Source organism: Devosia sp. J2-20, from assembly GCF_055808475.1.
Window position 1 is genome coordinate 708,546 of sequence record NZ_CM147870.1, and the last position, 11,889, is coordinate 720,434.

An 11,889-nucleotide genomic window follows, 5' to 3' on the forward strand; every position below is an offset into this window, starting at 1 on the left:
AGGGATCGGATCAGTTGACGATGGTGATACGGCCATCGGTCATTGGCGTGTACTCGCCGCCGAGCTTGGCGATGTAGTCGGCCAGGACCTGCTCAAGTGGTGGGCCAAAGTCGTATGGGTTGTCGCCCGAAGCGAAGGTGCCGTAACCGTCGCCGCCGCCACGCATGTAGTTGTTGGTGACCACGGTATAGGTGGCGTCTTCATCGATCGGCGCGTAGCTGTCGCCCGAACCAACCATGACGTCACTGATGCGTTCGCCAGCGGCATTGGTCAGGGTGGCGGTGTATTTCAGACCGGCAACCTGTGGGAAGCGACCTGCACCGTTTTCGACATCGCTGACGCCGTTTTCGAGCGCTTCGATGACGTCGGCACCGCTGATCTGCACGGTTGCCAGCGTGTTGGAGAATGGCAGCACGGTGACGACTTCACCCATGGTGATTTCGCCTTCGTCGATGGAGGCACGCAGTCCGCCGCCGTTCTGGATGGCGATGGATGCGCCCTGACCCGAAGCGCGATCAAGCATGGCGTCGGCGACGAGATTGCCCATGGTGCATTCCATGGCGCGGCAGACATCGCGTGAGCCTTCAATCGGGGTGGTGGTGGTGCCGATGACCACGTTCATGGCTTCAGCAATCGGAGCTGCCAGTTCGGCGAGCTGACCCTTGAAGTCTTCATTGCCGGTGACCGAGGCGTCGATCAGGTAGGGTTCGCCTTCAGCCTTGGTGACAACGCCGTTGTCGTCCCAGGTGATGGCGATATCGCCCAGATGCTTGCCATACTGGTTGGCCTGAACCACGGCGACTTCAATGCCGTCTGGATTGGTGACCATTGTGGGGTAGGGACCAGCGGCGTTTTCATCGGTGTTGGAGAGCAGTGTGTGGCTGTGGCCACCCACGATCACGTCGACCAGTGGCAGGGCTGCTGCCAGATCCATGTCGACGGTGTAGCCGATGTGGCTGAGCACGATGATCTTGTTGACGCCAGCGGCGTCGAGCGCTTCGGAGGCACCGCGGACATACTGGATGATGTCGGTGAACTCGACATCATCGCCGGGCGAGGAAATGTCGGGGGTATCTTCGGTGGTGGCGCCGATGATGCCGATCTTTTCGCCGCCAACTTCAACGACGATGGAGCCCTTGATCTTGCCAGCAAGGTTTTCATCGCGGGTGACGTCGAAATTGCCGCCAATGATGGGGAATTCGGCTGCCTCGATAAACTTCATGAATTCAGCGGGACCGTCGTCGAATTCGTGGTTGCCGGTGGCAACGACGTCAAAACCCATCTGATTGAAGAAATCCGAGACCACCTTGGACTTGTAGGTGGTGTAGTAGAGCGAGCCCTGGAAATTGTCGCCGGCCGACAGCAGCAGGCTGTTGCCGTCTGCATATTTGGCGCGGGTGTCATCGATGATGGTCTTGAGGCGCGCGATACCGCCAAAGCATTCGCCAGCCGCATCGTCCTCGGCATTACAGTCCGCGTCGTATTTCGAGATCGGGTCGAAGCGGGAGTGGAAGTCGTTGATATGGAGGATATTCAGCGTGAAATCCGCGTGGGCAACGCTGGAAAATCCAGCGCAGAGGGTAAGCGCCGTAGCGCCGAGAAGTAGTTTTTTCATCCCTGTTATCCTTGTTTGCTTGACGGCCATTCTGTCCCGCAGCGGTGCGCGCTGACCCTGGAGCGATGTGCCATCGGGTCAGTGCGGTCCAGCCACGTCGAGCAATGAGTTAACCAGTCTTTTGTGACAGTGAAAAGTGGACCTTTTGGTCAAATGTCATGGTTTGCATGCATTCGTGTGACTTCAGGTTTTTTCAACCATGGCGCAAAACAGTGTTAGGCCGTAACGCAGGCTAAAGGCAGCGGCGCCCATAATGTGGCCTGACGCCAACCAGAACGGATCCAACAAACCCATGAGTGCGGCCCTTGAGAGCCTGATGCGCGATGTACCCCGTCCGGCCCAGAGTCGGCACGACTGGCTTGGCGTGTTCAGTTTTATCGGCGTTGGTGCGGGTGGGGCGCTGGCCTTTGTGGTGCTGTCGAGCGTGACGATCTGGATGCAGACCGGGCTGGCCGACTGGCTGGTCAATACGCTGAGCTATGCGGTGCTGATCCTGCCGGTCTATCTGATGCATCACCGCTACTCATTTGGATCGGATGCCGCGCATCGCCAGGCGCTGCCGCGTTATCTGGCCGTGCAAGCCATGGCGCTGGTGCTGGCGGCCATGTTTTCCTACGGCGCGCTGAACATTGTGGGACTGCCCACGGTACTGGCCTCGATTGTGGTGGTGGTGCTGACCGCAGCGGTCAATTATGTGGTGCTGCGCAGCTGGGCTTTCGCACAAGATCGGGCCGGCATTGCATTGGCAATGTAGGACTGGGGTTTCAATACCAGTTCAGTCAGGTATTCTCCGCGACGTTTGATTTGCGGGAGTATGCGGCATGAAGACTGCTTTGATTGTTTATGGCGGCTGGTCGGGTCACGATCCCGAGGAGTGCGCCGCCATTTATCGGCGCTGGCTGCATGAGGATGGCTTCTCGGTGCGCACAGCCACTGAAACCAGCGCATTTGCTGACCCATCCATTCATGACCTGTCGCTGATCGTGCCGATTTTCACGATGAGCAAGATCGAAAAGGAAGAGGTCGCCAACCTCACCAAGGCGGTCCAGAACGGCGTCGGACTGGCCGGCCATCATGGCGGCATGAGCGATGCGTTCCGCGAGTCGGTGGACTATCAGTTCATGATTGGCGGCCAGTGGGTGGCGCATCCGGGCGATATCATTGACTACACCGTCGATGTTGCCGATGCGGCGGACCCGGTGATGGAGGGGATCAAGTCGTTCCCCTACAATTCCGAGCAATATTACATGCATGTCGACCCGGCCATTCATGTGCTGGCGACGACCACGTTCAATGGCGAGCATGCGCCGTGGATTGATGGTGTGGTGATGCCCGTGGTGTGGAAGCATCTGTATGGCAAGGGCCGGGTATTCCATTCGACGCTGGGCCACCGCGCCAAGGAATTCGAGAACCGCGAAATGGCAACCATGATGCGCCGTGGCATGAACTGGGCCGCGCGCGAGGGCTAATGCCCCCAATAGCGTTGCAGCAACGAAAAAGCTCCCGGCGCGATCCGGGGGCTTTTGTTTTTGTCGGCGTGCGCTACCAGCGCAGCAGGAAACGGCCGAGCAGCGCACCCAGACCGGCCACCACGGCAATGCCCAGCGTGTACCAGAGGGCCAGGAACATCACGCCGTTCTCGCCGCAGGCGAAGGAATAGATCCACGCGCCGGTGCCGCCAGCAAACAGGCCAGCGGCCAGACCGGCCAGTGTCGGGTTGGCAGGCGCGAGGCGGCGCAGGGCCAGCAGCAGGGCGACAAGCACGGGCACTGACAGCGCGACAATGCGCCAGGGGCAGACCAGCGAGGTGCCGCCGATCACCAGCGGCATCATTTCGTCGGGCTCGGCGCCCGCCAGTTGCACGATGGCGGCAATGAAGACGCCCAGCAGCAGCAGCGGGGCGGCCAGCCAGGGCCAGCGAATGGCGCCATCGGGGCGCGACAATGCGAGCGTTGCCACGCCACCCAGCACAGCCAGGGCCAGCGTATAGCCGAACTTGGTCCAGAAGATCATGGTGCCCGGTGCCGTGGCGATATCGGCTCGGGTGCCCAACCAGGCGAGCATGGCGATGGCCGCCACCACGCCACTGGCCATGACGGCACCCACGACAAGACGGGGCAGGGCGTTGTGTCGGACGGGCTTGAGGTCGCTCGAGAGGCGGTCGATCAGCTCGTCAGTCATTTCTCGCCTCCCGAAAACCGGGAAACCAGCGATTTGAGGCCGCGGTGGATGGAGACCTTGGCGGCCGTTTCGGTAATGCCATGATGCGCGGCGGCTTCGGCAATAGTGGCGCCTTGCACCCGCGTGCGGCGAATGAGGTCGCTGGTGCGCTCGGGCACGGCGTCGAGCACGACGTCAAGATCGCGTTTGGCGGTCGCATCGGCATGGTCATCATGGGCAAAAATGGGGGCATCGTCCTCAAGCGGTACGGTCAGCCGGATGGACTGGCGGCGCACGTGATCGACAAATTTGTGGTGCGCCACGGCATGCAGCCAGGCGGTGAACGGACGGGTGCGGTCATAGGTCATGCGGCGGGTATGGATAGCGAGCAGTGTTTCTTGCACGAGATCCTCCGCGTGCGAGGCGAAAGCGGGGGTGAGCCGCCGGGTGAAATAGGGACGCAGGTGGCGGCCAAGATCGGCCAGCAGCGCGCGATATGCCGCCGCGTCGCCGTCCAGCGATGCGAGCATCAGTTCTCGCAAACGCGTCTCGGTCGGATCAGTCTGCATCGTTCACTCATTCGCTCCGTGCAGCCATATGGTTACATGGCAGCGAACACGTTTGGAACGCCCAATCGCCGATCACGAGCCCGTGATCGGGTAACGCAGGCCCAAAGCGCCGCGAATAGCAGGGCATGGACACGCCGATAGGTGGGGCTCAGGACAACAAATGCACCGGAAAAGCCGTAACATCTGCGTGTTAATCGTCATTTGCCCTGCGCAGACCCGTTACTCATAATGCACAGGATCTGGTCCGGGATCGATTTGGGGAAGAGATGGCTGACACAACAGACGAGCCGGCTGCCAAAGGGCCGCTGATCTATCGCCAGTCGATCTGGACCCGGGGTACGCACTGGATCTGGGCAATCTGCCTGTTTTTCCTGTTGCTGAGCGGGCTGCAGATCTTCAACGCACATCCCACGCTCTATATCGGGCAGCAATCGGGCTTTGCGTTCGACAATGCCATTCTTGATATCGGAGCGGTCAATACGCCCGAGGGGCCGCGCGGACGGACCACTGTGTTCGGCCGCGAGTTTGACACCACCGGCGTGCTGGGCATGAGCGGCACGGCCGAGCGTCCGGCCTTTGTCGGCTTTCCCGGTTCGGTGACGATACCTTCGTTCCGCGATCTGGCGACCGGACGCGTGGTGCATTTCTTTTTTGCCTGGGTGTTCGTGGCGACGATGTTCGTGTGGTTCCTGGCTAGCTTCATCAACGGCCATATCAAGCGCGATATTCTGGTGCGGCCGCGCGATCTGGCCGCGGTGCCGCGCGATGTGGCCGACCACGCCACACTCAAATTCAAACATGGGCGAACATACGGCCCGCTGCAGCGTATTTCGTATTTCGGGGTGTTCTTCATCCTGTTCCCGCTGATCGTGCTGACCGGGCTGACGATGAGTCCCACCATGGATGCTGGATGGCCCTGGCTGCTGGATATCTTCGGGGGGCGGCAGACAGCCCGCACCATCCATTTCGGCGTGATGGTGCTGCTGGTGACGTTTTTTATCGTGCATATCATCATGGTTGTGGCCGCCGGGCCGATCAACGAGCTGCGCTCGATGATCACCGGCTGGTATCGCGCCAGCCCGGGGACACCGGGAAGCGAAGGAGACAAGCCATGAGCGGCATCATCACGCGGCGTAATTTCCTGCGCGGCACGGCTGTGGCCGGGTCGGGGCTGGTTCTGGCTGGCTGTAACCAGTTCGACTTTCTGGGCTCCAAGGAGAACCAGGTGCGCCAGGTGATGGAGCAGGCCAATGTGCTCACCTATAATGTGCAGCGGGCCCTGGTCGGGGATCAGGCGCTGGCGCGTGAATATTCGGCCAGCGAAATCCGGCAGGGTCAGCGGCCCAACGGGTCCACTGATCCGACCACGGCGGAATACCGGTTCCTGCGGGCGCAGGATTTTGCCAGTTACAAGCTCAAGATCACCGGGATGGTGGAGCAGCCGCTCGAGTTCACACTGGATGAATTGCGCAACATGCCGGCGCGCAGCCAGATTACCCGACATGACTGCGTGGAAGGCTGGAGCTGCATTGCCAAATGGACCGGCACCCAACTCGGCCCGATCCTGGACATGGCGCGGGTAAAATCGGGCGCGCGCTTCGCCGTCTATCACTGCTTTGACAATATCCAGCGGACGCTGACCGGCGACATTCTCTATTATGAAAGCTCGGATCTGGTGGACGCCTATCACCCGCAGACCATTCTGAGCTACGGGCTGAACGATCAGGTGTTGCCGGTGGCCAATGGGGCACCCATTCGCCTGCGTATCGAGAGGGCGCTGGGCTACAAGCAGCCGAAATATCTGCACACGATCGAACTGGTTGATGATCTGTCGAGCTTCGGCAAGGGCAAGGGCGGCTACTGGCCCGATGTCGGCTATGACTGGTATGGCGGGATCTGAGGATTTCGGCCGCCACAGGCCCAGCCGCGCACTGCCAGAGAGATGGTGCAAAGACGTTGGTGCGGTACCTGCGTCGTCAAACGCAGCCCCGCCATGCGGTGGCCGGGGGCGAATAGACTTGCTATTTCAGGCCTATTGGCCCATATCAGCCTCATCGTCGCAGCTGCAACCACGTGTTGAGCATATAGACCAGCGACGGACTTCACTTCTTATCCCCTTGCGGTGAGCGGCGAAGTCAGCCCGGAAACAATTTGTCCGGGTTCGAGCCAGCACCCGCGCGATACCCCCAATTTATCGCCCGATTGCATCTGTTGACCCGCCATTCGCATGTGTGAATGGCGACACGCGCGCTGCAGTGTTCTGCGCGCGTCGCAGCGCCAATCCGGCGCAGAAAGACATGTTCTTTGAACGACTTTATTTCTCTGGGCCTTCCTGAACTCCTGACCGACAGCCTGACTGCGGCCGGGTTCACCACGCCCACCAAAATCCAGACCCAGGCCATTCCCAAGCTGCTTGAAGGTCGCGACATGATGGGCATTGCCCAGACTGGTTCGGGCAAGACGGCCGCTTTTGGCCTGCCCATTCTGGCTGGCCTGCTGACCCTGAACGGTCGCCCGCGCCCGCTGACCACCCGCGCGCTCATTCTCGCTCCAACGCGTGAACTGGCCGTGCAGATCGACGAAGCCATCCGCAAGTTCGCCGGCACCAAGATGAAGCTCGATACCGTGCTGCTGCTTGGCGGCGTGTCGCGCTACCATCAGGTCAAGCGCCTCGAGCGCGGCGTTGATATCGTTGTAGCGACCCCTGGTCGCCTCAAGGATCTGATGGATGACGGCAAGATCAAGCTGGCGGAGACCCGCTGGCTGGTGCTCGACGAAGCCGACCGGATGCTCGACATGGGCTTTATCGCTCCTGTTCGCGCCGTCGCCAAGGCTATCGGCCATCGCCGCCACACCATGATGTTCTCGGCCACCATGGCCCCTGAAGTGGCCGATCTGGCCAAGTCACTGCTGAACGAGCCCGTTCGCGTTGATGCTTCGGTTGCCGGCTCCACCGTGGTCAAGATTGACCAGCGCGTGATCCTGTCGGGCTCCAAGGCCAAGCGTGGCGTGCTCAATGAGCTGCTGGCCAACGAAGAAGAAGCCATGGAGCGCGTGATCATCTTCTCGCGCACCAAGCATGGCGCCGACCGGGTTGCCAAGAACCTCGAGATTGACGGCCACAAGGCTGCAGCGATCCACGGCAATAAGAGCCAGAACGCCCGCCAGGCAGCCCTGAAGGGCTTTTCGAGCGGCGATGTGCGTATTCTGGTGGCGACCGATATCGCGGCCCGCGGCATTGACGTTCCCGGCATCACCCATGTGGTGAATTACGAACTGCCAGACGATCCGGAAAACTATGTGCACCGTATTGGCCGTACTGGCCGTAACGGCGCATCGGGTCAGGCGATCACCCTGTGCGATGGCACCGAGCGCGGCAAGCTGCGCGATGTCGAGCGCCTGATCCGCCGCACATTGCCCTATACCGGCGATCTGCATCTGGCCAATGACACCGGCGTGGTGGAAGCACCGCGCTCGGCCTACAAGAAGCCTTCGGGTGGCCGTCCGGGTCCGCGTTCGAACAAGAACCCGCGCAAGGCGCCGGGTGATCGTCGTTCGCCAGCCGAGCGTCGTCCCTTTGCCGAGTTCGGCAAAGAAGGCGGTGGCCAGGCCCAGCCGCATCGTCAGCCAAGCGATACTCCGCGCAGCCGTCCGGCTGCCGAGGGGCAGCGCACCCGTCCAGCGGGTGAAGGCCAGCGTTCGCGTCCAGTTGGTGAAGGCCAGCGCTCGCGCGGTGGCGATGTGGCGCGTACGCGCCCTGATCACGCCCAGCCAGGCCGTGGCGTTCGCCGCGACATGGAAACGGGCAAGCCAATGGGTGCCAAGCCCGTCGGCGGCAAGCCCAAGCAGCGCTGGGGCAAGTCACAGAAGGACGCAGGTCGCGTGAGCCGTAGCAACGGCTAAGCACTGCAGGAATTGACAAAGGGCGGCCTCTGGCCGCCCTTTTTCTTTGTCGGGAGGGACGGATGACAAAAATCGCAATTATTGGACCAGGTGCGCTGGGCGGCACGATCGCGGGCTGGCTCTGCCAGAATGCGGCGCATGAGGTGATCGTGTGCGCGCGCACGCCGCTGGTCGATCTGCGGGTGGAGACGCCGGTGGGTACGCTAACTGCAGCGCCCCAGGTGCTGATCGATCCGGCGCTGGCGCAACCGGTTGACTGGGTGCTGGTGCTGACAAAGACCTATGATGTGGCAGCGGCCAAAGTCTGGCTCGACGCCCTGGTGGGGCCGGGCACGCGGGTGGCAGTGCTGCAAAACGGGGTTGAGCATGTGAGCCGGTTTGCCGCGCTGCTGCCGGGACAGGCCATCGTACCGGCGGTGGTGGATATACCGGCCAGCCGTTCCGCGCCCGGCCGCATGATCCAGCAGCGCCTGGGCAGCATCGTGGTGCCCCAGGGTGACGATGGTGCTGACTTCGTCGGTCTGTTTGGTGAAACCAAAATTGATGTCTCGGCAGTGGCGGACTGGAATTCGCGCGCCTGGGGCAAGCTTTGCCTGAACTGTGCAGGCGCGGTGACGGCGCTAACACAGCGCTCGACCGGGCCGGTGTGGAATGATGATCTTGAAGTGCTGGTGCGCGGGCTGGTCAGCGAGTGCGCTGCGGTGGCGCGGGCAGAGGGCGCGGTGATCCCCGACAGTCTGATTGAAGGCGTTATCGAGGGCGCCCGCAACGCGCCTGAAGGCGCGGGCAATTCGATGTCGGTGGATCGCTTTGCCGGGCGGCAGATGGAGCTTGATGCCCGTAACGGCGTGATTGTGCGGCTAGGCAAAAAGCACGGCATCGCAACGCCGATCAATGCCTTGTTCGTCACCTTGCTGGCCGCCTCGGGCAGTCCCTGGGTGACCTGATCACGGCAAAAAGGCAGCGTTGACGCTGCCTTTTTTCATGTGCCGTCTGGCGGACGTTTTCAGATATTTTTGATCGTCGGTGTCATGGCGGCGGCGCTGCTGGCGCAGGCCGACGGACGCTGTCGCCGGTTGCCGGGGCGCGATTGCTGCCACCAAGTGAAAATCCGACTGCAGTGCTGGCGGTGGATCAGTCCCCACGACCATGGCAAGTCCTCGTGCGGGCGCGCCGAGCGTTCGGCTTGCCGACATTACTGAGCCTTGCATAACCCCGTAGCGCCCCGATGGGGCGTTACAAGGCCGTGATCTGAATGACCATTTGGCAAGGTCAGGCCACCGAGGACACGTAGAGAATGTCCCGTGTGGCCGAGCTGAGCCGTTCATCCGAGGGGGTCAGACGTTCGAGGAAGCTGTGCGACCAGTTGTCGACGCTGTGCTTGCGGGCGGCGGCCATCAGGGTTTCCCAGCGCGCGATACGTTCCTTGAGCGGCATGTCGAGCGCCATGCGCAGGGCCTCGGCGGTCTCGTCGGTATCGAACGGGTTGACCAGAATGGCGTCGTCGAAGATTTCGGCGGCACCGGCAAAGCGCGACAGGATCAGCACGCCGGGGTTTTCAGGGTCCTGCGAGGCGACAAATTCGTGGGCCACCAGATTCATGCCGTCGCGCAGCGGGGTCACCAGTCCAACGCGGGCGAGGCGATAGAGCCCGGCCAGGCTGGGTTGGCCATAGGCACGTTTGACATAGGTGAGCGGGGACCAGTCGGGCTCGGCAAAACGGCCCATAACGCGACCGCAAATGGCGTCGAGCGCGTCACTGGTTTCCTGATATTCCTTGATGCTGTCGCGCGATGGCGGCGCAATCTGCATCATGTGGACAGAGCGGCGGAAATGGGCGTCGTTGGAGAGCAGCTTCTCATAGGCTTCGACGCGTTGCGGCAGTCCCTTGGAATAATCCAGGCGATCAACACCCAGGATCAGGCGCTGGTCGGGCAGTACGCGTTCGACGCGGCGGATCATCTTGGTCGCGGCTGGGCTGACGGCCATTTTGGCAAAGGCGTCGGGGTCGGAGCCAATGGGGAAGGCGCCGGTTTCACTGCGGGTGAAGTCGACCGATTTGAGCGGATTGCCGGAGATCGAGGAAGGCGACTGGTGATCGGCAAACTCGGTGAATGCCGAGACGTCGCGATTGGCCTGCATGCCCACCAGATCGTAGCGCGACAGGTCGCGCATCAGCTCATTATGGTGCGGGATGGCGTAGAGCGCATCGGTGGTGGGGAAAGGAATGTGAAGATAAAATCCGATCCGGTTGCGCGCGCCCAAATTGCGCAATTCGCTGGCCAGCGGGATCAGGTGATAGTCGTGCACCCAGATGATGTCATCGGGTTTGAGCAGGGGTAGCAGGGCGCGGGCGAACTGCTGATTGACCGCGCGATAGCCTTCATACCAATGGCCTTCAATGGTCGCCAGATCGAGCCGCAGATGGAAGCTGGGCCAGAGGATCGAATTGGAAAAGCCGGCATAATAGGCGTGGTGATCGGAGCGGGTGAGATCAATCTGGGCGACGGAGAGGCCATCGATGTCTTCAAAGCGCGCTTCGGTGGAGGGGGCGTCCACGAGCTTGCCTGACCATCCGAACCAGAAACCTTCGCGCTCGGCCAGGGTCTTGCGCAGGGCCACGGCCAAGCCGCCGGCCGCCGGGCCCTTGCCAGGTGTACGGTTCGAAACAACGATCAGTCTACTCATGCAGTGCCCCCAGGCGTCGTTCAGTCGTTTAGTGTTTGGGTGAAAACTCGCGGTCGCGTGCGGCGATGTCGCCCAGTCCCTGCAGCAGGGCGCGGACCGAAACCACATCGGCAATGCGCATACGGGCTGCGGTGTCCCCATCGCCCAGCTTGATGCCTACGCCACCCAGATCCTGAGCGGCGATGAAGCCATCCTCGTCGGTCACGTCGTCGCCGATGAAGATGGGCGTGCGGCCGATAAAGGGTTCCTCGCGCATGAAGGCGCGCAGCGCCTCGCCCTTGGAGACGCCGCGCGGGCGGGCTTCAAGCACCATCTTGCCGGGTACCAGGGTGAAGTGTTCATTGTCGGCGACGGCGTCCTGCATGGCGTGGCGGACGACATCTTCGAGCTCGGGCGCCTGTCGGAAATGCAGCGCGACCGCGCCTTCCTTGGTTTCCATGATGAGATCTGGATGGGCCTGGACCAGTGGCTCGATGGCGCGGGCGATCGCCTCGGCGCCAGAAAGCGACGCGGGGTCAATCTCTTCAACCACGCCATCGGCCCGACGGCGCTGGGTGCCATGCGCACCAGCGATCGGCAGAATCAGCGGTGAGAGGAATTTGTCGATATCGGCGATCTCGCGGCCGGTGAGCACGGCGAAAGCGCTGTTCATCTCGCGGGCGGTCTGCTCGATCTGATGAGCCAGGGATTCGGGCACATCAATGCCATCTGGGGTTTCCGCCAATTCGACGAGCGTGCCGTCAAAATCGGTGAATATGGCCAGCTGCGGGGCAGTTGTGGCGTCGGTGGTGTCTGTCTGCGGCATTGATGGGCCTCATTGGGACGTATTCGCTACGGTAACGCATAGGTGAGCATTTGGTTCGCGATAAGGCGGCGCCAGGCTCACATGGCAGTCATGCACAATGGACTGTTCTGAACGCGATCTGAATGACGCATTGGTACCGCGTTCAATAG

The 11,889-nt window shown here is 61.7% G+C and carries 12 protein-coding genes; 6 read left to right on the forward strand and 6 right to left on the reverse strand.

Annotated elements, in window-relative coordinates; all coding sequences use genetic code 11:
* Positions 1 to 10 precede the first annotated feature (10 nt).
* Positions 11 to 1,615 carry a bifunctional metallophosphatase/5'-nucleotidase gene (locus tag AC0L37_RS03445; RefSeq protein ID WP_212657049.1) on the reverse strand — a complete coding sequence of 535 codons (1,605 nt, stop codon included), beginning with the start codon at positions 1,613 to 1,615 and terminating at the stop codon, positions 11 to 13.
* Positions 1,616 to 1,907: 292 nt separating this feature from the next.
* Between AC0L37_RS03445 and AC0L37_RS03450 the strand changes: the two genes are divergently transcribed.
* Together AC0L37_RS03450 and AC0L37_RS03455 are read left to right on the forward strand one after the other, a co-directional pair.
* Positions 1,908 to 2,369: a GtrA family protein gene (locus AC0L37_RS03450; protein ID WP_282222002.1), complete on the forward strand. Its 462-nt coding sequence runs from the start codon at positions 1,908 to 1,910 to the stop codon at positions 2,367 to 2,369.
* 67 nt (positions 2,370 to 2,436) lie between these two features.
* Positions 2,437 to 3,084, forward strand: a complete 648-nt coding sequence (locus tag AC0L37_RS03455; protein WP_212657051.1) for a ThuA domain-containing protein — start codon at positions 2,437 to 2,439, stop codon at positions 3,082 to 3,084.
* 73 nt (positions 3,085 to 3,157) lie between these two features.
* On the opposite strand, the gene AC0L37_RS03460 is transcribed toward AC0L37_RS03455, so the two are convergent.
* A complete protein-coding gene (locus AC0L37_RS03460) occupies positions 3,158 to 3,796 on the reverse strand; it encodes an NrsF family protein (RefSeq protein ID WP_282222001.1) in 639 nt (212 codons plus the stop codon).
* Positions 3,793 to 4,344, reverse strand: coding sequence for a sigma-70 family RNA polymerase sigma factor (locus AC0L37_RS03465; RefSeq protein WP_249327553.1), 552 nt, complete (start codon positions 4,342 to 4,344; stop codon positions 3,793 to 3,795). The genes AC0L37_RS03460 and AC0L37_RS03465 overlap by 4 nt, the downstream gene beginning before the upstream one ends.
* A gap of 266 nt (positions 4,345 to 4,610) precedes the next feature.
* Between AC0L37_RS03465 and AC0L37_RS03470 the strand changes: the two genes are divergently transcribed.
* The 4 genes from AC0L37_RS03470 to AC0L37_RS03485 all read left to right on the forward strand — a co-directional run bounded on the left by AC0L37_RS03470 (position 4,611) and on the right by AC0L37_RS03485 (position 9,194).
* Positions 4,611 to 5,459 (forward strand): cytochrome b/b6 domain-containing protein, encoded by an 849-nt coding sequence (locus AC0L37_RS03470; RefSeq protein WP_473314296.1) that lies wholly within the window; start codon positions 4,611 to 4,613, stop codon positions 5,457 to 5,459.
* Positions 5,456 to 6,244, forward strand: coding sequence for a molybdopterin-dependent oxidoreductase (locus AC0L37_RS03475; protein WP_282222000.1), 789 nt, complete (start codon positions 5,456 to 5,458; stop codon positions 6,242 to 6,244). The genes AC0L37_RS03470 and AC0L37_RS03475 overlap by 4 nt, the downstream gene beginning before the upstream one ends.
* A gap of 404 nt (positions 6,245 to 6,648) precedes the next feature.
* Entirely contained in the window at positions 6,649 to 8,247 is a 1,599-nt protein-coding gene (locus AC0L37_RS03480; RefSeq protein ID WP_269371044.1) for a DEAD/DEAH box helicase, read from the forward strand.
* Positions 8,248 to 8,309: 62 nt separating this feature from the next.
* A complete protein-coding gene (locus tag AC0L37_RS03485; protein ID WP_282221999.1) occupies positions 8,310 to 9,194 on the forward strand; it encodes a 2-dehydropantoate 2-reductase in 885 nt (294 codons plus the stop codon).
* Here AC0L37_RS03485 and AC0L37_RS03490 read toward each other — a convergent pair whose 3' ends face one another.
* The 3 genes from AC0L37_RS03490 to otsB form a co-directional block, all read right to left on the reverse strand.
* Complete coding sequence (locus AC0L37_RS03490) at positions 9,195 to 9,398, reverse strand: hypothetical protein (RefSeq protein WP_282221998.1); 204 nt, start codon at positions 9,396 to 9,398, stop codon at positions 9,195 to 9,197. It lies immediately after the preceding gene.
* Between the two features lie 121 nt (positions 9,399 to 9,519).
* Positions 9,520 to 10,935 carry an alpha,alpha-trehalose-phosphate synthase (UDP-forming) gene (locus AC0L37_RS03495; RefSeq protein WP_282221997.1) on the reverse strand — a complete coding sequence of 472 codons (1,416 nt, stop codon included), beginning with the start codon at positions 10,933 to 10,935 and terminating at the stop codon, positions 9,520 to 9,522.
* Between the two features lie 28 nt (positions 10,936 to 10,963).
* Positions 10,964 to 11,740, reverse strand: a complete 777-nt coding sequence (gene otsB, locus AC0L37_RS03500) for a trehalose-phosphatase (RefSeq protein ID WP_269371042.1) — start codon at positions 11,738 to 11,740, stop codon at positions 10,964 to 10,966.
* Between the last annotated feature and the right edge of the window lie 149 nt (positions 11,741 to 11,889).

Excerpts from the sequence above, each read along its gene's own strand:
- AC0L37_RS03445 (WP_212657049.1), bottom strand. The coding sequence starts at position 1,615 with ATGAAAAAACTACTTCTCGGCGCTACGGCGCTTACCCTCTGCGCTGGA.
- AC0L37_RS03450 (WP_282222002.1), top strand. The coding sequence starts at position 1,908 with ATGAGTGCGGCCCTTGAGAGCCTGATGCGCGATGTACCCCGTCCGGCC.
- AC0L37_RS03455 (WP_212657051.1), top strand. The coding sequence starts at position 2,437 with ATGAAGACTGCTTTGATTGTTTATGGCGGCTGGTCGGGTCACGATCCC.
- AC0L37_RS03460 (WP_282222001.1), bottom strand. The coding sequence starts at position 3,796 with ATGACTGACGAGCTGATCGACCGCCTCTCGAGCGACCTCAAGCCCGTC.
- AC0L37_RS03465 (WP_249327553.1), bottom strand. The coding sequence starts at position 4,344 with ATGCAGACTGATCCGACCGAGACGCGTTTGCGAGAACTGATGCTCGCA.
- AC0L37_RS03470 (WP_473314296.1), top strand. The coding sequence starts at position 4,611 with ATGGCTGACACAACAGACGAGCCGGCTGCCAAAGGGCCGCTGATCTAT.
- AC0L37_RS03475 (WP_282222000.1), top strand. The coding sequence starts at position 5,456 with ATGAGCGGCATCATCACGCGGCGTAATTTCCTGCGCGGCACGGCTGTG.
- AC0L37_RS03485 (WP_282221999.1), top strand. The coding sequence starts at position 8,310 with ATGACAAAAATCGCAATTATTGGACCAGGTGCGCTGGGCGGCACGATC.
- AC0L37_RS03490 (WP_282221998.1), bottom strand. The coding sequence starts at position 9,398 with ATGGTCGTGGGGACTGATCCACCGCCAGCACTGCAGTCGGATTTTCAC.
- AC0L37_RS03495 (WP_282221997.1), bottom strand. The coding sequence starts at position 10,935 with ATGAGTAGACTGATCGTTGTTTCGAACCGTACACCTGGCAAGGGCCCG.
- otsB (WP_269371042.1), bottom strand. The coding sequence starts at position 11,740 with ATGCCGCAGACAGACACCACCGACGCCACAACTGCCCCGCAGCTGGCC.